The following is a 19,748-nucleotide window of genomic DNA, read 5'->3' on the forward strand; positions in this document are numbered from 1 at the left end:
CCGAATAGGTGATCACCGCTCAGTTTCGTATTCTTGTCCTATACTATTATATACGGCATAACTGCAAAAAATCCTGCCGCCTGCTGTTATGGCATCCGTACATATTCCATAATCAAGCTGGCGGTTTCTTCGACTGCCCGATGCGAGACGTCAATGATGACGCAGCCAAGCTGCTTCATAATATTATCGGCATAAAGCAGCTCTTTTTCAATACGGTCCGGCGTCGCATAGGATGCATTATTTGGCAGACCTAATGCTTTAAGCCTTTCCTTCCTGATCGTATTCAGATAAGGAACCCCGATTGTAAGCCCAATTACTTTCCGCTTCGGAATTTTGAACAGTTCATCCGGCGGCTTGAGCTCCGGCACAAGCGGTACGTTGGCAACCTTGTATTTTTGATGAGCGAGATACATCGACAAAGGCGTTTTGGACGTTCGGGATACGCCTACCAATACGATATCTGCTTTGAGAACGCCTGAAGTATCCCTCGCGTCATCATATTTAACTGCGAATTCGACTGCCTCCACTTTACGGAAATAGTCCGCATCAAGCACATGGTTAAGACCCGGTTCTTGACGGGATTTGCGGCCGGTGCGCAGTTCTAATGTTTCTATGAATGATCCCAATAAATCGATAGCCTTTACGCCATGCTCATCGGCAAGTTTTTTCATGCAGTCGCGGAGATCCGGAATGACTAGCGTATAGATCACGATTGCATCGACTTCCTTAGCCTGCATAACAATTCGCTGCAAGCCATGTTCCTCTGTAATAAACGGTGCTCGGCGAATTTCTGTATGAAGCGGGTGAAATTGAGCGATTGCCGCACGTACGACAAGCTCACCCGTATCACCAGCCGCGTCGGATACGACATAGACGATTACTTCAGGATTTAAACGTGACATGATCCTTCATCCTCCTGACTACATCAATTACCAAACTAGCTTAGAAAAATCCGCGACAACGGCAATATCTTCGGCAATGCCTGCAAGGGTAGACAAACGGTTAGCGCGAACGGCCTCATCTGGTGCCATGACCATTACATTCTCGAAATACGAATGAATATAAGGCTTCAGTGCTGACAAGGTATGAACGGCCTTGGAAATATCACCCATTGCGATAGCTTCTGTAAACGCCGGACGCAGCTGCAGCCATTTTTCGTGTAAGTCCGTTTCCACTTGCTCGCTGAACAACGCGGAATCCACATTTTTCGACGCCGCTTTGGAGCCTAGGTTGCTCACACGGTTGAATTGCTCGACAGTCAGCTTGAACTCATTGCGGTCTTCGCTTGCAGCTAATGCTTGAACAACGCTTGCACGCTCAATCGTTGACTTCAAATCTACAAAGCCCGAGGCCATGACCGCGTCAATAACATCATATCGAACACCTTGCTCGGAAAGCACGTTTTTGACACGAAGCGCGAAGAAATCCGATAAGTCATTGCTTATATCCTCCGCTGGGCGTTTCAAGCCGCGGCTCTCGTGGATGGACAAGGCAGCAGCATACAGATCGTTTAGATGCAGCTTCAAGCCATGTGACAATATAATCTGAACGATACCTGCTGCTTGCCTGCGAAGCGCGTAAGGATCCTGCGAGCCAGTCGGGATAATTCCGATTGAGAAGCAGCCGACAATCGTATCGATTTTATCAGCCAAGCTGACGATAGCACCTGTCAATTCTGAGGGAGCTAGATCGCCGGCAAAACGTGGCTGGTAGTGCTCGTTAATGGCTTTCGCCACGGATTGTCGCTCTCCTGCTTTCCGTGCGTAATCTTCGCCCATAATGCCCTGCAGCTCAGGGAATTCATAGACCATCTGTGAAACCAGATCGAATTTGCAAATATCTGCCGCACGGCTAATGTCTTGTGTTTCCTGTTCGGCCAGCTCCAAATGTTTGCTTAAAAGATCGGCCGTAGCGCGGATGCGCCTCACTTTATCGGCAACCGAGCCCAGCTCCTCATGATAGACGATATTCTCAAGCTTGGAGAGAGCATGCTCAATCGTCAGCTTATGATCCTCTTCGTAGAAAAACTTCGCATCGGACAGTCTAGCCCGAAGCACCTTCTCATTCCCCTTGGCTACAAGTTCAATCGATTTCAGATCACCATTGCGAACCGTTACAAAAAACGGCTGCAGCTCGCCTTCTCCGTTAAATACGGGGAAGTAACGCTGGTGCTCGCGCATTGAAGTAATCAATACCTCCTGCGGTATGTTCAGGAACGCTGGATCGAAGCCGCCGAATAGCACGTTCGGATATTCAACCAAGAAAAGCACTTCCTCTAGAAGGTCTTCTTTGATGGCAATTTCCCAGCTCTTGTCCTTGGCAAGCTGGTTGATTTGATCTACAATCAGCGTTTCCCGCTCGCTTACATCAACGATAACATGCTGGGCACGCAATCGCTCCACATAAAGCGAGGGCTCTTGTACGGTTGTTTCCTCGCCAAGAAAACGATGGCCGCGCGTTACGTTGCCGGTTTGTACACCTGTAATCTCAAATGGAATGACATCTTGACCGAACAAGGCGACGAGCCAGCGAATCGGTCTTACAAATTTAAGCTCGTGGCTTCCCCAGCGCATGTTCTTCGGGAATGACATCGATGTAATCAAAGACAGCAAACCTTCAGGCAGTACGGCAGCCGTTTGTGTACCTACACTGCTTTTTGTCGCATATACGTATTCCACACCTGCAAGCTCTTGAAAATACAGCTGCTCAGGCTCCACGCCTTGGCTGCGTGCAAAGCCGAGCGCCGCTTTACTCCAATTGCCTTGGTCATCCTGTGCAATTTTGCGGGATGGCCCTTTCGCTTCCTCATTCATATCGGTCTGCTTCTCGGCTACTTCCAGAATGTGAACAGCAATGCGGCGAGGCGTCGCATATACTTGAACTGCGCCATGCTCAATACGGGAATCTGCAAGCCATTTCACGGTCTTGTCCTTCAGCTGATTCATCGCTCCGCGTACGAACCGGGCAGGTACTTCCTCTAGTCCAATCTCAAGCAACAAATCTTTAGCCATGCTGCTCCACTCCTTTCTTCAGCAACGGGAATCCTAGACGTTCTCTTTCCTCGTAGTAGGTCGATGCACAGGCACGCGCCAAATTTCTGACCCTTGTGATGTAGCCCGTTCTTTCCGTCACGCTGATCGCTCCGCGAGCATCGAGCAGATTGAAGGTATGTGAGCATTTCAACACGTAATCGTAAGCCGGAAATACGAGATTATGCTCCATCGTTTTTTTCGCTTCTTCCTCGTACATGTTGAACAACGAAAATAACATAGCCGTATCCGAAGTTTCGAACGTATATTTAGAGTGTTCATATTCCGGCTGCTTAAAGACGTCTCCGTACGTTACGCCCTCCACCCATTCCAGATCGAACACATTTTCTTTTTCTTGGATGTAGGAAGCAAGACGCTCCATGCCGTAAGTAATCTCAACGGCAACCGGATTCGCGTCAATGCCGCCAACCTGTTGGAAATACGTGAATTGCGTAATTTCCATGCCATCAAGCCATACTTCCCAGCCTAAGCCCCAAGCACCAAGCGTTGGTGATTCCCAGTTATCCTCAACAAAGCGAATATCATGGTCATTCGCGTCAATGCCGAGCTGCTTCAGACTTTCAAGATAAAGCTCCTGGATATTGTCTGGAGAAGGCTTCAAAATAACTTGAAATTGATGATGCTGGTACAAGCGATTCGGATTCTCCCCATAACGACCGTCTGCCGGACGGCGGGACGGCTCCACGTAAGCAACATTCCAAGGCTCAGGACCGATGGAACGCAGGAATGTCATCGGATTCATCGTTCCTGCACCCTTCTCTACATCATAAGGCTGCACTAATATACACTTTTGTTCGGCCCAGAATTGCTGCAATGTCAAAATCATTTTCTGAAAATTCATGACTGACCCTCTCCTTCATCGTCTGTTATAAGCAAACAAGCTAACCTAACTTCGGGACAGCAGTGCAGGAACGCAAAAAACTCCCGTCTCTACGTCTGCTGCCAGACGTAGGGACGAGAGTTGTAATCCCGCGGTTCCACCCTACTTGGTTAGCCCCTTATGGGCAAACCCTCTTTGTTCGATACGGCTCCAGAGTGCCTTTTCATCGCCATGTCCATCCAGGCTTTCACTTTTCCCGGCTCGCTAAGCTTGTCGACATCTAACGATTACTCTCTCCATCACTGCCCAATATTTATATTGCATTATTTTATGCTTCTTTCTGGCAAATGTCAAACACACTTAGGTATCGCCAGCTAAATCCTAGTGTGTAGGTGCGCCTTCCTTCAAAGGACTGCTCCCAGCTTGCTTGCCAATAATGTCCTTCATGCCCGCACGGCCCATAAAGAGAACACATACGAGGGCCAGAACGGCTGGAACAAGCGACCAAAGGAACGTTGCCGATACCGAATCAGACAATGCTGCTACGATTTTGTCCATAACGGCCGGTGGAATCTCGGCTCTCTTCTCCGGTGACAGCAGCTCGCGCGCATTCTCTGTCATCTGTCCTGGGCCTTCACCACCGGCAAAAGCCTCAGTCATCCCGCTCGTGAAATGATTGCGCTGGATGATACCAAAAATCGTGATACCGACCGTCATGCCTAATGAGCGGACAAAAGACATCGTCGATGTAGCACTTCCCCGTTGACGCATATCGAAGCCATGAATGGACGACATGCCAAGAACAGAGAAAGAGAAACCAATCCCAAATCCAGTAAGGAACATATAAAGGGATAGCATGAAACGAGTCGTATCCGGTGTAATCGTCGATAACAAGAAAATGCCTGTAATAAAAATAACGGCTGATATGATCATTACGTTTCTATACGGCATTTTATTAGCCAGAAAACCACCCAGCTGCGCGGCAAATACAGATCCCAGCGTCATAGGCAAGAGAGTAAGTCCTGCACTCACTGCCGTACCACCGAATACGCCCTGCACGAACATCGGAATGTACAGCGCAGCTGTAATGAATGCTGCTCCATAGAACAAGCCGGCGCCCGTGCTTGAAGCGAACAAACGCTGTTTGAACATTTGGAATGAAATAATCGGTTCAGAAGCCTTCGTTTCCACAAACAAGAATATGCCGAGCAGCACAGCAAAGCCAGCAAACAAGCCAATGATTTGCACGGAATCCCAAGCAAACTCTGCGCCTCCGAGCTCAAGCGCGAACATGAGACAAACGATGGAGCCTACGAGCGTTGCAGCTCCCCACCAATCAATTTTTTGCTTCGAATGCGTAAGTGACTCCTTGTAATAAATAACGATAAAAGCCAGTGCAACCAGGCCAATTGGAACATTGATGTAAAAAATCCAGCGCCAATTGATGTATTCTGTCAAATAAGCGCCTGCCAGCGGTCCGAACAAACTGGAGGTACCGAACACGGCACCGAATAAGCCGCCCATCTTTCCGCGTTTTTCTGCCGGGAAAATGTCAAACACGATTGCAAAAGCGATGGGCATCATTGCTCCGCCGCCGATGCCTTGTATAGCGCGGTAAATCGTTAGCTGCGTAATCGATTCAGCCGTTCCGCATAGCACCGATCCTAGAAGAAACAACGAAATACCCAACACGAAAAACCGTTTCCTTCCATACATATCCGACAACTTGCCGAAAATAGGCATTCCAGCCATTTCGGTGACAAGATAAGCAGATGTGACCCATACGTATTTGTCCAAACCGCCAAGGTCGGACACGATGGTCGCCATTGCCGTCGATACGATCGTATTATCAATCGACGCGACGAGTATGCCAAGCAGTAGCCCGGCAACAACAAATCCCAGTCTATTTTGTCCTGTAGACATCAGGTAAATCCCTCCATTACGTTACGATTCAAAAAACAACCTAACCCATCATAATGCAAGCCTTATCTTCCTGTAAACATGCAAAAGAAGGAGTGTATTCTACGCCTCTAGGCTTAGAATACACCAGTCACATCCAGCTCGGCATCACAAGGCTTATATCAGCTTATCAAGCTGGTCTAGGAAATTTCTAGATTTCAATTGGAGGCCTAGATGTGTATCCATGAGCTTACGCATGCATAGCTTAAGCTCGGCTTTTGTTTCTGGTTTAACCTGAATGGAACCTAGCCTTCTCATGTCCATTCTTCGAAATAATCGCAACAGCTTGTAAGCGCCATCTCCTAGCTGCACAGCATGAGGATCCTTTCCTTTGCACCTGGTGCACAATATCCCCCCCGCATAGGGAGATAGTGAGAAAGGACCTACGACATTTCCGCAGCCTACACATTCGTCCAGCTCGGGTGCATAACCAGACAAATCCAAAATCCGCATCTCGTATAGATGCGTTACGATCTGTGCATCTTTCCCGTCTTGAAGCGCCGTAAAGCAAGCTTTCAACTGCTCAAAATGGAAACCGGTCGCTTCTTCATCCTGCAGCGATCGGTCTGTAAGCTCCGCTGCGTAGGATGAATACGCGGCCAAATCAAGCTTCTCACGCAAAACATGGTGAGATTCAATAATCTCACCATGGTTCAGCGTTCCGAGGCCGCTGCCTTTAAAATAAACAAACTCTCCATATGTAAAAGGTTGCGCGAGCGAGGAATGCTTGCTTTTTATTTTTTTGGCGCCGCGTATCAGAACTCCAGCTTTTCCATTGGTTTTTGTGAGAAGCGTCACGATCTTGTTGCCTTCACCGTAATCCATACTCCGAATAACAATCCCCTCAACACGATGCAGCATAATGCAGACTCTCCCCTGAAAGCAGAAACGCAAGCTCGCAGTCCCATGGCCGCGAGCTTACGTTTAGCGTTTAAAGATCAGCCTCTCAGGCTGTGTGAGCCACTGTTAGGCTATCCTCTTGATGCCTCTAGTCATAAACAGTTCATACGATAATTCCAAGTGGTGACTCGCTCTATATATCCTCTGCATCTAATGCAATGAGTTCGTCATCCTCGCTTGCAACCGCATCGGCGCTGCCGTCGGCTCCAAATTGATTCACTTCCTTGTAGAGCATGAAAGACTCGACATCCCCGGTTAACGTAAAATACTTCCACGAAAAATTCCGCATACGTATTCATCCCTTTCCGTCCCCTGAAATGCTGCTTCAGACGGTAATAGGATGCGATAAACCGTGTCGATCTATCCTTAACAAATTACGTCATATTTGTTTAATCGTGTCGATAACCCAGATCCTTCAGCACGCGCTCCTGATTGCGCCAATCTTTTTTCACCTTCACCCACAGCTCCAGATAAATTCGTGATCCTAGCAGTGCTTCTATATCTTTGCGAGCCTGTTTTCCAACCTCTTTCAGGAGATCACCTTTTTTGCCGATAATAATACCTTTTTGCGAATCGCGCTCGACAAAAATAACAGCTCCAATATACACGACGCCATTCTCTTTGACACGCATGTCTTCGATGGTAACAGCAATGGAGTGGGGAATTTCTTCCCTAGTCATATGCAAAATTTTCTCACGGATAAGCTCTGAGCAAACGAACTGCTCCGGGTGATCCGTAATTTGATCCGCAGGATAGTATTGCGGACCTTCCGGCAAATAACGAGACAGCTGCTCAAGCAGCGTGTCTACATTATTGCCCTTCAGAGCGGAGATCGGTATGATCTCGGCAAATTCATGCAGGTCATTATATTGCGTAATCATCGGCAAAAGCTGCTCAGGCTCCACCTTGTCGATTTTGTTCATGACAAGGAAAACTGGAGTCTTTACTTTTTTGAGCTGCTCGATTATAAATCGGTCACCGCCGCCAAGTCCCTCAGAGGCATCGATTAGAAATAAGGCAGCTTCTACTTCTCTCAAAGCGCTTTCTGCAGTCTGCATCATGTAATTGCCCAGTTTGGATTGCGGTTTATGAATACCAGGCGTATCCAGAAATACGATTTGGCTGTCGTTCGTCGTATAAACACCATGAATTTTGTTGCGTGTCGTTTGCGGCTTATCTGACATAATCGCGATTTTTTGTCCGATAAGATGGTTCATAAGCGTAGATTTGCCTACATTCGGACGACCGATAATGGCTACGAAGCCCGATCGGAATTTTTTGCTGTCACGGTCATTTGATGTTGTTCGATTCATAAGTTTGTTTAACGCTCCCCGTTATCTAATGAAGCCGGTGTAAAGGCACCCGGCAATATGCCTGCTACTGTTGAAATCGTCCAATCGCCCTTTAAATTACCCATTATAACAGGCATATCCGGCGCACAAAATTCGACTAATACTTGTCGGCAGACGCCGCATGGCGCAATCGGCCCTTCCGTATTGCCAATAACGGCAATGGCTTGGAACTGACCTGGCCGCTTTCCATCGGAAACGGCCCGGAACATGGCTGTCCGCTCAGCGCAGTTGGTAGGACTGTATGCGGCATTCTCGATATTGCAGCCGTGATGAATGTTCCCTTCATCATCTAGAAGCGCTGCACCAACGCGAAAATTGGAGTAAGGCACGTATGCGCGTTCCATAGCTTCTTTTGCCGCATTCAGTAGTGCGGTATAGGACTCCGATAATCCTTCATAAATCAATCTGATCCTCTCCGTTCTTGTCTCCTTATGCTATCCGGCCAATAAACGCCATAAGGGCGGCCCAAGGATGAGCAGCCCGATAATTGCTGAAATTGCGGCGGCGAACAAAACGGCTCCAGCCGCTACATCCTTCGCTATCTTCGCCACTGGATGTATGCTCGGGCTAGCCAAATTAACCGCTTGTTCGACAGCCGTATTGATCATCTCCGCGCTGATAACGATAGCGATTACAAGCAGAATAATGGCCCATTCCAATGGCTTCAGTGAAACAGTCCAGCCTAGAACACATGCCATCAGCGCTGCGAACGCATGAAACCGCATATGGCTTTGCGTACGAAGTGCAAAGCCTATGCCAGAAAATGCTACTGCTAAGCTTGCCATGAACTTCCTCATTAACGCGTCAAGCCGGCCTTCTGCAAGATCGCTTCCTGTTTTGCAGTCATCTCCGCTTCCGTCTCATCATCCTGATGATCATACCCGATTAAGTGGAGGAAGCCGTGTACGAAAAGGAAGCCAATCTCACGCTCCAAGGAATGTCCGTACTCCTCGCTTTGAGCGAGAGCGGTATCCACACTGATAATGATATCTCCCAGCATGCCCGAGATCGGGTCGGCATCCTCTTCGTGCTCAACCTCAAATATAATATCCAGCTCATCCACGCCGTCTTCCTGCATAGCAAACGACAATACATCCGTTGGCCGGTCGATGCCGCGATATTCTCGGTTAAGCTCGTGGATTTCCTCATCTCCCGTAAAGGTTAACGATACCTCGCCACCTGCAATGCCTTCCGATTCCCCAGCCAGCTGAAGCAGCTGCTCTAATTTGGAAATCCATGCATCAGGTATTTCCTGCTTGTCCTGATCATTGCTCCATTCAAGTTGTAAGCTCATGTCAAGCGCTCCTTTGTTTTTACATCTTCCGGATACTCAATCCGTGAATGGAATATGCCAATTACGCTTTCTTTCAAGGATTGTGCGATTTTATCCAGTTCCTTCAGCGTCAAATCACATTCATTATATTGATTGTCATCGAGCCTGCTTTTTATGATCTTATGGATCATCGCTTCTACCTGCTCAACCGTAGGGCTGCGCAAACTCCGCACCGCTGCCTCTACGCAATCAGCAATCCCAACGACAGCCGCTTCTTTTGACTGCGCTTTAGGACCGGGATAACGGAACTCGTCTTCGGTGAAAGCCGGTTCGACGCCTTGCTCCTCAGCTTGCTTAATCGCTTTGTAATAGAAAAACTTAAGTGAGGTTGTCCCATGGTGCTGCTCCGCAATATCCCTAATCGGCTTAGGAATATTATGGCCCTTTAGCATGTCCACTCCATCCCTTGCATGAGCAACAATAATGGATTTGCTAAGCTTCGGATCAATCGTATCATGCGGATTTTCAATATTGGACTGATTCTCGATAAAATAATTCGGCCGTTTGGTCTTGCCGATATCATGGTAAAACGAACCCACTCGGCATAGCAGGCCGTCTGCGCCAATCGCTTCTGCTGCCGCTTCTGACAGGTTGCCGACCATCACGCTGTGGTGATAGGTGCCCGGCGTCTCCGTTAGCAGCTTTCGAAGCAGCGGGTGATTCGGATTGGACAGCTCAACGAGCTTGAGAGCGGACAATATACCGAATGTAATTTCGAAAAATGGCATCAAGCCTATGACAAGCACAGCTGTTATTAATCCGCTGGCAAATGCGAAGGCCACCGAGTAAATAAACGGACCCCGCTCAAGCTGCTCGGACAGCAGCAGAATCGTGAGCACTGAGAGCGAGCCAAACATGCTGACCATAATGCCTGCCTTCAAAATCGTTGACCGCTGACTCGCCCGGTGAATGGAGAATATTGCGGCAAACGAGACAACGATAATGACAAAGCCGTATTGGAAATCAAAAATTTGATGCTGACCCGTGTTTAATATAATGCTTCCCATAATCGCGAATAATATAGAGCTGATCATCGCAAGATGCATATCTAGCAGTAGTGTTATCAGCATCGTGCCAAGCGCTGCGGGAGCCAAATAACCTGCGTAAGGCGCAGCGTCCGTTTGCGTCAACGATATAATCTGGATCGTAATAATATTGATGAGGAAGATAAGCCATAGCATCAGCAGCGAAGCATTGTTATATTTAGGCTTGATTCCATTAATGCTTCCGGATTGATGCAAGAATGCATATAGCACGACGATAAACATAAGCGACATGATCAACAGGCCGAGCTGCGGCCAGTAATTTTTCTTGTCTTGAAGCAAAGACGAATCTACTAGAAGCTTATACAATTCAGGTGTAATGGTCTGACCGCGCTTGACGATAAGCTCGCCCTCTTTGATAACGACAGGAGGCGTATTTTGCTTGGCTAGTACTTTGGCTTCATCCGTTGCTGCCTTATCGAGAAACTTATTCGGCATAATCGAGAACCTAGCCAGCTCCTGAACGATTTCCCTGCTCGTCCGGCTGGATAACGAGCTTGCATTCACAAGCTCAGCAACTTGTGTCCGAGCGGTTTCGGCCTCCCTTAACTGCTCGACCATTAGCTTACGCACAATATCCCGAGCTACGTCGCGCATCTCGGTTAAGGTTTCTGCTGTAAGGTTAGGCATTTTGTAGAAGGTTTCTTCAGGAATCGTGTATTGCTGCTCCTTCGCAATCAGAGACATTTCCTCAAGTAGCGTGTCATTATACGTTCCTCTGCCCTTATTGAGCTTGATGAAGGTATCAATATAATCGGAATAGCGGCCTGGGATCTCATTCCTATAAATATCGATCTTATTTTGGAGCGTTACTTGATCGTCCAAATTCAATTGCTCGATACGCACGAAAATTTGATCGACCAGCAATTCGTTTCGAAGCGGCACGATAGAATAGATGTCATCGACTTTCTCCGCTGCATCCTCTTCCGCTTGCCGCGTCGCCTTCTCGTCTTTTATTTGGAAGGGCGCTTTAATATCCTTCTCACTAACAGCGCCCTCCTCTATGTCATAAGTTTCAGGAACGAGATGCGAAGCTAAGCTGAAATAGAAAAGCAGCACAAACATTAACATCAGCACCCAGCGAACGGCTGCACTCTGCTTCCAGCCCGCCGTTTTGGACGGCCGCAAGTTTTCCTGTTTTCCGGTCTGGTTCTGGTTCATGCAGCGGACATCCCTTTCTAGGCTTTGTTTTCAGCATCCCAGTTATAGGCAACAATGATTTTTTGGACCAGTGAGTGGCGGACAACATCCTGCTCAGAGAAAAGGATTATTCCGATTTCCTCAATATTTTTTAGAATACGCTGCGCTTCGATCAAGCCTGAATTTTTGCCTCGCGGCAAATCGATTTGCGTAACGTCGCCTGTAATAACCATTTTGGAGCCGAAACCAAGCCTAGTCAGAAACATCTTCATTTGCTCAGGCGTCGTATTCTGAGCCTCGTCCAATATGATAAACGCATCGTCAAGCGTTCTGCCGCGCATATAAGCTAGCGGTGCGATTTCGATCATGCCCCGCTCCAAGGCTTTGACCGTCTGATCCGGTCCAAGCACATCGTGCAGCGCGTCGTATAGCGGCCGTAAATAAGGATCTACCTTTTCTTGCAGGTCTCCAGGCAGAAAGCCAAGATTTTCCCCTGCTTCAACTGCTGGTCGCGTCAAAACGATTCTTTTAACCGAGCCTTCCTTGAGCGCTGCGACTGCAAGCACGACGGCTAAGTAGGTTTTGCCTGTCCCTGCCGGGCCTATTCCAAATACAATATCTTTCTTGCGGATCGTCTTCACATAATGGCGCTGGCCAATGGTTTTCACTCGAATCGGTTTTCCGCGAAAAGTCGTCGTAATTTCTTTCTTGAACAAATCGAGCAATTCTTCCGCCTGCATCGTTCGCGCAAGCTCCAAAGCGTAAGCAACGTCTCTCTCCGAAGGCATATAACCGCCCCGAACGAGCTGCAATAGCACGTTGAACAGCTGTTCTAATGATTCTACTTCTTCCAATGGACCAGAAATAACAATTTCCGCCTCGCGCGATGAAATCGAAGATTCGACCTGCGCTTGTACAAGGCGCAAATAATTGTCCTGTGGTCCGAATACGGCAAGTCCTTCCGCTGCGTTTCCGAGCGGTATTTTGACTACTTTCGTTTCAATTTGCAACAATCCTCATTCTCCCTGCATCTGGACTAATGGCATTTCTTTAACGATAGATTGCTCGACTTCAAAAAGAACTTTCATATAAACTTTACCATTGTCCGCCTTTTCATGCAAAACAATTTCATCTCGAATGACCGCATCGCTGCCCGCTTTGATTAGAACATCCGCTTTCGCCTGCAATATGCCTGCGCTCTTCGCTTCCTCCTCTGTCAGCGTCCGTTCCTCCAGACGCGTCTCCATGATCGTCTCCTTCATTCTGCCGAGCGGCAGCGTCCAATTGCGCCAAGATATCTTTTGCTCGCTTAGAATGGCCTCTGAGGCCTCATACGCATCCTTACCGTATCCGCTCACTTGAAGCGCCCTGGAACCGATTACGGCGTACCACTTCGTCTTTTTCTCGCCAGTATACACCTTCACCTGCTGCACGAGCGGGGATGCAATCTCGAACTCGTACCAAACAAGGCCGCGTACATTTCCTTTGGCAACGACCGTTCGCGAATACTCTTCGCCGCCAATGGTGCCAGAGATCAGAATTTGATCCTTTTTCACACGCATATTTTTACGTACGACCGGACGTCCAGCCTCCGCAATAATTTCGGTAACGACCGCGTCAGCTGCCGCAACTAAGTGCCTTGGCGTATTCAAGGCCGATTGCTTCGGAATCGTCGATTCGACGACTTGAATGATGACCTTTGTCCCTTTTTTTTCAACGCCTACCCAAGTGGACCCGGGCAGCTTGCGAACGAGCTGTTTGGAGAGCACGTCAGCATCCGTAAGTCGGAATGACCATTGCAGCGGGTACAGGCCTTCTTCCTTGGCCGCGAGCCTAATCTGATCTTCCGTCAGCTTGACGTTCCCTTGTACTTCAATGCTCCACACTAAGGATGAGAGCATAAATATAATTGCAAAGAACAACACGATGCCTCCTGCAAAAAGCTTTCTCCGCTCCGCTTTTACCAGCAGGAAAGGAAGCCCCTTGCGCTTCGTCACATGCGCTCTGCAGCCGGTCTCTTTCAAATATGGTCGAAGTTTGAAGAAATCGCTGACTGAAAGCTCAAATTCAAGCAGCCCGCTGCTTGTCCAGCGTATGGTAGACAGCTGAAGCCCTCCAGCAAGCGCACGGTTGACGAGCTCCTCTGCTTGTCCTCCCCTGATATGAACGGTAACCATGCCCTTTAACCAATCCGCTCCTTGTCCGCTCAACGCATTCCCCTCCATGGCTGTCTACACTTGACTAGCCGGAAATTTATATTAAGGTATTAGCTGAATATTCGTAATTTGACCCTCTATGAACACTTCTTCCGTCCAAATCGTCCGAATAACAAGTGAGCTGCCTGTCACTTCAAGCTCGCCCTTGCTTAATGCTAAACGAAGGCGTTCGCTGGAGAAGTGAACGACGCCTCGATGGTTTTCGATATACAATTGACAATCTCCAATCATGGTAAGACGAGGCAAATCAAAAACAACATCATGCGGCATATCGAGCAGCTCTGCGGTAACTTTGCGAAATTTCTTTTTTATACGGCGCATGTATGAATCTTTGCCTCCTTAAAGGTTTGTGAAGCAAACCTACTTCGTAAGCGATGCCTATGGTTTGTGAAGCAAACCTACTTCGTAAGCGATACTTAAGGTTTGTGAAGCAAACCTACTTCGTAAGCGATACCTATGGTTTGTGAAGCAAACCTACTTCGTAAGCGATACCTATGGTTTGTGAAGCAAACCATCCGACTTGGCTTGAGCAAAGGAATGGCGTTTTTCGTGTACTGTACCAAAATATGCGAACGACACGGCAATTATGGCAGCAAAATAAAAAAAACCGTCAAAGCATTAAGCTTCGACGGTTCGTTTGCTATTTTCGGAATGGCCGCTTAGAGCGTGGCGGGCCTAATATCTCCGCCCAAATAACCGCCCTACGCAAATCATCTGCTCGTGTCTGCGCTGTCAAAGCGCTCTGGCGGGCTGGGTTGCGCTCTGCCGCCTTTGCCGCTTTATCCCTGGCATTTGTTGTCTGCTGCAGCGTTCTCTGGGAAGGCGCCTTCTGAGGCGTCTGATTAAGCATCTCTGTCTCCCGAGCCTTATAAGCAGGCGCTTCATATTCCTCGCGCACATTCTGAGGCTGGGTACGATAAACGCTCTGTCCTGCTGCTGGGGCTGGCAAGGGTCTTTCTTCCTGCTCATTCCCGGGTACGCCTGCGTTCGAAGGACGCGGTAACCCGCCGCCTCCAAAGTCAGGCATCCGGCCGGGCTTTTTCTTTGAGCCTGATTTGCCGAATAGGGATGCCAATGCTCCGAAAATAATCACTACGATAAATATATTGTTCATCAAAAACTCGATAATCTTCATTCGCCTTCACCTCCGCGACACATTCACGCCTTATGATGCTAGCTGCTAAGGCTTAGCTTTAACGGCCGTCTTTCGGGTCGGCTGGTCCTTCCTGTTTACCGATCGAGCTGCGCATTTGGGTATCCGCTTCAACGTTTTTCAGGTTCAAATAATCCATTACGCCGATTTTCCCGCTTCTAAGCGCTTCAGCCATCGCAAGCGGAACCTGAGATTCGGATTCCACGACGCGCGCTTCCATCTCGACAACCTTTGCTTTCATTTCTTGTTCTTGGGCAACTGCCATCGCACGGCGTTCTTCCGCTTTGGCTTGCGCGATTTTCTTATCCGCTTCCGCTTGCTCGGTTTGAAGATGTGCGCCGATGTTTTTGCCTACGTCTACGTCCGCGATATCGATCGATAAAATTTCGAAGGCCGTTCCTGCATCCAGCCCTTTGCCAAGCACAGTCCTTGAGATCATATCCGGATTCTCAAGCACGTCCTTATGGGAATTTGCTGAACCTACGGTTGTAACAATCCCTTCCCCTACGCGGGCGATGATGGTCTCTTCGCCAGCTCCACCCACAAGTCTGTCGATGTTGGCACGAACGGTAACGCGAGCCTTAACCTTCACTTCAATACCGTCCTTCGCCACGGCAGCGACGATTGGCGTTTCGATTACGCGTGGATTAACGCTCATCTGTACAGCCTGCAGCACATCCCGGCCTGCCAAATCAATAGCTGCAGCACGCTCGAATATGAGCGGAATGTTCGCGCGCTGCGCTGCGATCAATGCATTTACAACACGGTCAACGTTGCCTCCAGCGAGGAAGTGGCTCTCCAGCTGATTAATATTAAGTCCTAGACCCGCTTTTGTCGCCTTAATCAATGGGTTGACGATTCTGCTTGGTACGACCCGGCGCAAACGCATCGCCACTAGAGTAATGATTCCGACTCTAACGCCCGATGCCAAAGCAGAAATCCACAGCATGATCGGGAAGAAGCTTAAGAATACAGACAACACGATAATAACAACGACAACCAAAATCAAAAACGATACGATAGGATCCATTGTCTCTAACCTCCAGTTGATTTCGTTATTTGGTTATTTCTTTGACCACAACCCAAGTACCCTCTGCTTTGATAACCGTCACGGATCGATTCGAATCAATAAACTCCCCAGAAGTGACAACATCGATCCGCGCATCGCCAATCAGCACGGTGCCAGCAGGCCTTAACGGTGTAATTGTCAAGCCTTGAAGACCTAGCAGCGATTCCTTTCGATCAGCTGATATGAAACCTTCCTCTGTCGTAAGCTTGTCGCGCAAAATAAATTTGTTCCAGATGCCTCTGGATTTATTCATACGAACAAATATGACGATAAGGATCACGGCAGCGACAAGCGCGATAACGATCGAGATAAATGCCGTCATAGGATCTGGTGCTGCAGTTACAACACCTGCAATAAGTGCAGCACTGCCTAGAATGCCCAATATTCCGAAGCTTGGCACGAATACCTCGATGATCAGCAAGGCGATTCCGATGACAAACAGGACAACGGATTCCATGCCGGCAAAGCCCGCAACGTAATGTCCGAAGAAATATAAGCCAAATGACAATAATCCTACGATGCCCGGCGCACCGAAGCCTGGCACGAGCATTTCGATGACGATTCCTGCAATCCCTAGAATGAGCAATATCGTCATGACAACGGGATTAATCAGCCATCTAGCAGCATTCTCTGCCAGAGTAGGGGCGATTTCGATCTGTGTACGACCGTCCAAGCCAAGCCATTGTGCTACTTCATCAACGTTAGCCGCCGTGTGCTCTGAATAACCAAGCTTCTCGGCCTCCGATGCAGACAGGGTAAGGATTTCGCCCTGCTCCTTATTTCTGCCGATCTTATCCTGCAGCTTAAGCACGACATTCGGATCAACCATGGCAGCTGCTATGCTCTTATCACGTCCCTGCAGTCCGGCTGATTCGCTCATTTCAGAGGTCCAGAAGGATACGGTTTTGGGATTATCGATCAAGTCGCCTGAGCTGTCTACTACAGCAGCAGCACCTATGGTGCTTCCGGGCTGCATGACAATATTATCCGCATTCAGCGCAATATACGTGCCGGCCGATACCGCTTTTCCTTCGACGAACGCGGTCGTAGGGATCTTGTTTCCACGAATAAAATGACCGATTTCTTCTGCGTTTATGACTTTGCCGCCTAGTGTATTTATAACCAGAATGACATGCTCGGCTTTAGCCTCTTCCGCTTCTTTGTATGCCCGTTCCAGAAACGACTGAAGTCCCGATTCGACGGATTGCTTCACGGGAATAACGTAGATTGCTGGACCAATTTCGTCAGCCGCAGCCGCTTTCATGGCCGGCGTGAAAAATAATGCTGCAAGCGTAGCCAAAAGAATCGCTGCCAAAAGCGCAACAGGAGTGGCGGGTAAGCCTCTTCGCCTTCGATGAATGTGCAAGAAGGTTCCTCCCTTTTTCAAGTATTGTGCTCCCTACTACGTGTATACAACCAAAAGGTTTCATAACGCATGCTGGGGGTATTTCCATTATCGCTTTCTTTGCACAAAAAAACACCCCCTTGCGGGGGTGTTTTGTGAGTCCGTATGTTCAGTTAGTTGAGATGTTGCTGTACGAGCTGATTTACTAGTTTACCGTCAGCGCGTCCTTTTGTTTTGGGCAAAAGGGCACTCATAACTTTTCCCATATCGGCTTTGGAAGAAGCACCGAGTTCATGGATGGTCTGCGTTACTATCTCTTGAATCTCTTCTTCAGTCAGCTGTTCGGGAAGGTATTGACTAATAATTTCAATTTCGACCTCAAGACCCGCTACTAAATCATCACGGCTGGCTTTTTTAAATTCTTGGAGGGAATCTTTACGTTGTTTGATTTCACGACTCAATATATCAAGCACTTCGCTATCCTCCAAAGGACGCTTGAGATCGATTTCCAAGTTTTTCACTGACGCGCGCATCATACGAATGACGGAAAGTTTAAACTTGTCCTGATTCTTCATGGCTTGCTTCATATCGTCGGTCAATCTTTCGCTCAGGTTCATTATGGAAGGATCCTCCTAAAACTTTCTCTTGCGCGCAGCCTCAGACTTCTTCTTGCGCTTCACACTTGGCTTTTCATAATGCTTGCGTTTTTTCACCTCAGCTAGAACTCCATCTTTAGCGATGGAACGTTTAAAGCGGCGAAGCGCAGCATCAATAGTTTCGTTTTTGCGAACTTTAGTTTCAGACACCAGTTTTCCCTCCCTCCGAAACAGACCGTCCAGAGCTATAACACGGTTTATCAAATTTCATTATATGTCATACCAAAAGGCAGTGTCAACTTTAGATATCTGCCAATAGCGGAGAAAGCTTCGTTCCTCCTAATAGATGGATGTGCAAATGATAAACAAGCTGTCCTCCATCGGCATTTACATTGTTGACTAGGCGATAGCCAGACTCCGCGATGCCTTGCTCTTTGGCGATCTGGCGGGCTACGGCAAACAGCTCGGCAATGACCTCCGCGTCTTCATCGGTCACATCATTCATCGTAGCAATGTGTTTCTTCGGAATGATAAGAATATGTACGGGAGCAGCTGGCTGTATGTCGTGAAAAGCGACAACGCTGTCATTTTCGAAAACCTTCTTCGACGGAATGGCGCCTTCAAATATTTTGCAAAAAATACAGTCCATGTGGTTCACCCCCAGTTCGCTAGCCTTCTTCTATCATACCGAAATTTCGAGTGCTCGTCCAATCCAAATGAAACAAGGATGAGAAGGATGCTTTCCTCCCGCCTTGTTCCAGCTGATGATCAAAAATATGGCAATAATGACAAGCCGAGGAGCGCGCCCAGAGGAAATACTTGCCTGATGAACCGTCTCCGTGGGTAATAAGGGTAAGGATAAATCGGATAGCCAAGTGGCGGATAAGGAAGAAATGCACGGTTATCCCACTCGTTCGAGCCGCATGGAACGGCAATGCATAAAACCTCGTCATCCATATACTCCAAAAATCCATCCGCGCACCAGCCGTCATGCGTCTGAGCGAGAACATAACGATGCTTGTGCTCCTCGCACCATTGCTTCATTTGCTCAAAATCCACTAATGTATGTTCCATTATGTCAGCCTCCTGTTCCTACATCATATTCACAGGTAGGCATTTGGCTACTACGCTCACGTATCGAACACAGATTGTTTCTACTTTACTGGACGCGCTGCTTGCTCAGCCATCGTTTCCATGGACTGCTTCGCTAGCTTCATCCAATCAAGTCCGCTTGCCAAACGGATAACTGCGATTCGGGTTTCGCCTACATTCGCGTTAAACTTGCCTAGTACGCCGTTCAATGTTTCGTAAGAACCCCTGAGTCCTGTCACATAGGCAGCATCGCTATCGTTCAGAGCGCCTTCATACCGTCCCGCGGCGAGCAGCCCTGCCTCCGCATTAGAAACATACATGGCGGGCACCTCGGTGTCCCATGCTGCCGAATCACCTGATATCGCTGCTGCCTCTGCTGCTAATTCGGTCAAGCCGCCGCCTTTGGCCGACAGCTTCCCAATATGGAATAACACGTCAAGCCGCTCATCCAAGGCTTTGCTTTGCAACAGCGCATCTAGCAGCGGTAACATTTCCGATGCATATTGCTGCGACGCTACCGCCGCTTTGTAAATTCTTTGACCCGTATCATATTTAATTTGTTGCTTATGCTGTAAAAATTGCGAGTACAAAAACACGTTACCAATTAAACTAAAAACGAGAATGACAAGCGTGATTGGCAAGGCGAGCGAACGCTTGCCGGATTTCTGTGGTTCCAACTT

The 19,748-nt window shown here is 48.3% G+C and carries 22 protein-coding genes; all 22 read right to left on the minus strand.

Annotated features, from left to right (window positions below; genetic code table 11):
* Positions 1 to 86: 86 nt before the first annotated feature.
* Positions 87 to 902 (minus strand): pyruvate, water dikinase regulatory protein, encoded by an 816-nt coding sequence (locus AB4Z29_RS06240; RefSeq protein ID WP_441942205.1) that lies wholly within the window; start codon positions 900 to 902, stop codon positions 87 to 89.
* A gap of 27 nt (positions 903 to 929) precedes the next feature.
* Complete coding sequence (gene glyS / locus AB4Z29_RS06245; protein ID WP_441942206.1) at positions 930 to 3,011, minus strand: glycine--tRNA ligase subunit beta; 2,082 nt, start codon at positions 3,009 to 3,011, stop codon at positions 930 to 932.
* Positions 3,004 to 3,891 (minus strand): glycine--tRNA ligase subunit alpha, encoded by an 888-nt coding sequence (gene glyQ, locus AB4Z29_RS06250; RefSeq protein WP_441942207.1) that lies wholly within the window; start codon positions 3,889 to 3,891, stop codon positions 3,004 to 3,006. The genes glyS and glyQ overlap by 8 nt, the downstream gene beginning before the upstream one ends.
* 360 nt (positions 3,892 to 4,251) lie before the next feature.
* Positions 4,252 to 5,793, minus strand: a complete 1,542-nt coding sequence (locus AB4Z29_RS06255; RefSeq protein ID WP_441942208.1) for an MDR family MFS transporter — start codon at positions 5,791 to 5,793, stop codon at positions 4,252 to 4,254.
* A 153-nt stretch (positions 5,794 to 5,946) separates the two neighbouring features.
* Entirely contained in the window at positions 5,947 to 6,690 is a 744-nt protein-coding gene (gene recO / locus AB4Z29_RS06260) for a DNA repair protein RecO (RefSeq protein WP_441942209.1), read from the minus strand.
* 172 nt (positions 6,691 to 6,862) lie between these two features.
* Complete coding sequence (locus tag AB4Z29_RS06265) at positions 6,863 to 7,018, minus strand: YqzL family protein (RefSeq protein WP_441942210.1); 156 nt, start codon at positions 7,016 to 7,018, stop codon at positions 6,863 to 6,865.
* Positions 7,019 to 7,118: 100 nt separating this feature from the next.
* On the minus strand, positions 7,119 to 8,042 hold the full coding sequence (gene era / locus AB4Z29_RS06270; RefSeq protein ID WP_441942211.1) for a GTPase Era: 924 nt from the start codon (positions 8,040 to 8,042) through the stop codon (positions 7,119 to 7,121).
* Between the two features lie 8 nt (positions 8,043 to 8,050).
* Entirely contained in the window at positions 8,051 to 8,485 is a 435-nt protein-coding gene (locus AB4Z29_RS06275; RefSeq protein WP_441942212.1) for a cytidine deaminase, read from the minus strand.
* Between the two features lie 30 nt (positions 8,486 to 8,515).
* A complete protein-coding gene (locus AB4Z29_RS06280; protein WP_441942213.1) occupies positions 8,516 to 8,866 on the minus strand; it encodes a diacylglycerol kinase family protein in 351 nt (116 codons plus the stop codon).
* Positions 8,867 to 8,877: 11 nt separating this feature from the next.
* Positions 8,878 to 9,375, minus strand: a complete 498-nt coding sequence (gene ybeY, locus AB4Z29_RS06285; RefSeq protein ID WP_441942214.1) for an rRNA maturation RNase YbeY — start codon at positions 9,373 to 9,375, stop codon at positions 8,878 to 8,880.
* Positions 9,372 to 11,618, minus strand: a complete 2,247-nt coding sequence (locus tag AB4Z29_RS06290) for an HD family phosphohydrolase (protein ID WP_441942215.1) — start codon at positions 11,616 to 11,618, stop codon at positions 9,372 to 9,374. The genes ybeY and AB4Z29_RS06290 overlap by 4 nt, the downstream gene beginning before the upstream one ends.
* 17 nt (positions 11,619 to 11,635) lie before the next feature.
* The gene (locus AB4Z29_RS06295; protein ID WP_441942410.1) at positions 11,636 to 12,607 is read right to left on the minus strand and encodes a PhoH family protein; all 972 of its coding nucleotides are present in this window, start codon (positions 12,605 to 12,607) and stop codon (positions 11,636 to 11,638) included.
* A 6-nt stretch (positions 12,608 to 12,613) separates the two neighbouring features.
* Positions 12,614 to 13,807 (minus strand): sporulation protein YqfD, encoded by a 1,194-nt coding sequence (gene yqfD, locus AB4Z29_RS06300; protein WP_441942216.1) that lies wholly within the window; start codon positions 13,805 to 13,807, stop codon positions 12,614 to 12,616.
* 48 nt (positions 13,808 to 13,855) lie between these two features.
* Positions 13,856 to 14,134 (minus strand): sporulation protein YqfC, encoded by a 279-nt coding sequence (gene yqfC, locus AB4Z29_RS06305; protein WP_441942217.1) that lies wholly within the window; start codon positions 14,132 to 14,134, stop codon positions 13,856 to 13,858.
* A 319-nt stretch (positions 14,135 to 14,453) separates the two neighbouring features.
* A complete protein-coding gene (locus AB4Z29_RS06310; RefSeq protein WP_441942218.1) occupies positions 14,454 to 14,948 on the minus strand; it encodes a hypothetical protein in 495 nt (164 codons plus the stop codon).
* Between the two features lie 58 nt (positions 14,949 to 15,006).
* Positions 15,007 to 15,996 (minus strand): flotillin-like protein FloA, encoded by a 990-nt coding sequence (gene floA, locus AB4Z29_RS06315; protein WP_441942219.1) that lies wholly within the window; start codon positions 15,994 to 15,996, stop codon positions 15,007 to 15,009.
* Between the two features lie 25 nt (positions 15,997 to 16,021).
* Positions 16,022 to 17,401 (minus strand): NfeD family protein, encoded by a 1,380-nt coding sequence (locus AB4Z29_RS06320; RefSeq protein WP_441942220.1) that lies wholly within the window; start codon positions 17,399 to 17,401, stop codon positions 16,022 to 16,024.
* Positions 17,402 to 17,553: 152 nt separating this feature from the next.
* Positions 17,554 to 17,997, minus strand: coding sequence for a GatB/YqeY domain-containing protein (locus tag AB4Z29_RS06325; RefSeq protein WP_441942221.1), 444 nt, complete (start codon positions 17,995 to 17,997; stop codon positions 17,554 to 17,556).
* A 15-nt stretch (positions 17,998 to 18,012) separates the two neighbouring features.
* Entirely contained in the window at positions 18,013 to 18,186 is a 174-nt protein-coding gene (gene rpsU / locus AB4Z29_RS06330) for a 30S ribosomal protein S21 (RefSeq protein WP_005547957.1), read from the minus strand.
* Positions 18,187 to 18,277: 91 nt separating this feature from the next.
* Complete coding sequence (locus AB4Z29_RS06335; protein WP_441942222.1) at positions 18,278 to 18,625, minus strand: histidine triad nucleotide-binding protein; 348 nt, start codon at positions 18,623 to 18,625, stop codon at positions 18,278 to 18,280.
* Positions 18,626 to 18,744: 119 nt separating this feature from the next.
* Entirely contained in the window at positions 18,745 to 19,050 is a 306-nt protein-coding gene (locus AB4Z29_RS06340; RefSeq protein WP_441942223.1) for a hypothetical protein, read from the minus strand.
* A gap of 80 nt (positions 19,051 to 19,130) precedes the next feature.
* On the minus strand, positions 19,131 to 19,745 hold the full coding sequence (locus tag AB4Z29_RS06345) for a hypothetical protein (protein WP_441942224.1): 615 nt from the start codon (positions 19,743 to 19,745) through the stop codon (positions 19,131 to 19,133).
* Between the last annotated feature and the right edge of the window lie 3 nt (positions 19,746 to 19,748).

Origin of the sequence: Paenibacillus sp. 2TAB23, from assembly GCF_052115165.1 — a bacterium.
Taxonomy (GTDB): Bacteria; Bacillota; Bacilli; order Paenibacillales; family Paenibacillaceae; genus Pristimantibacillus.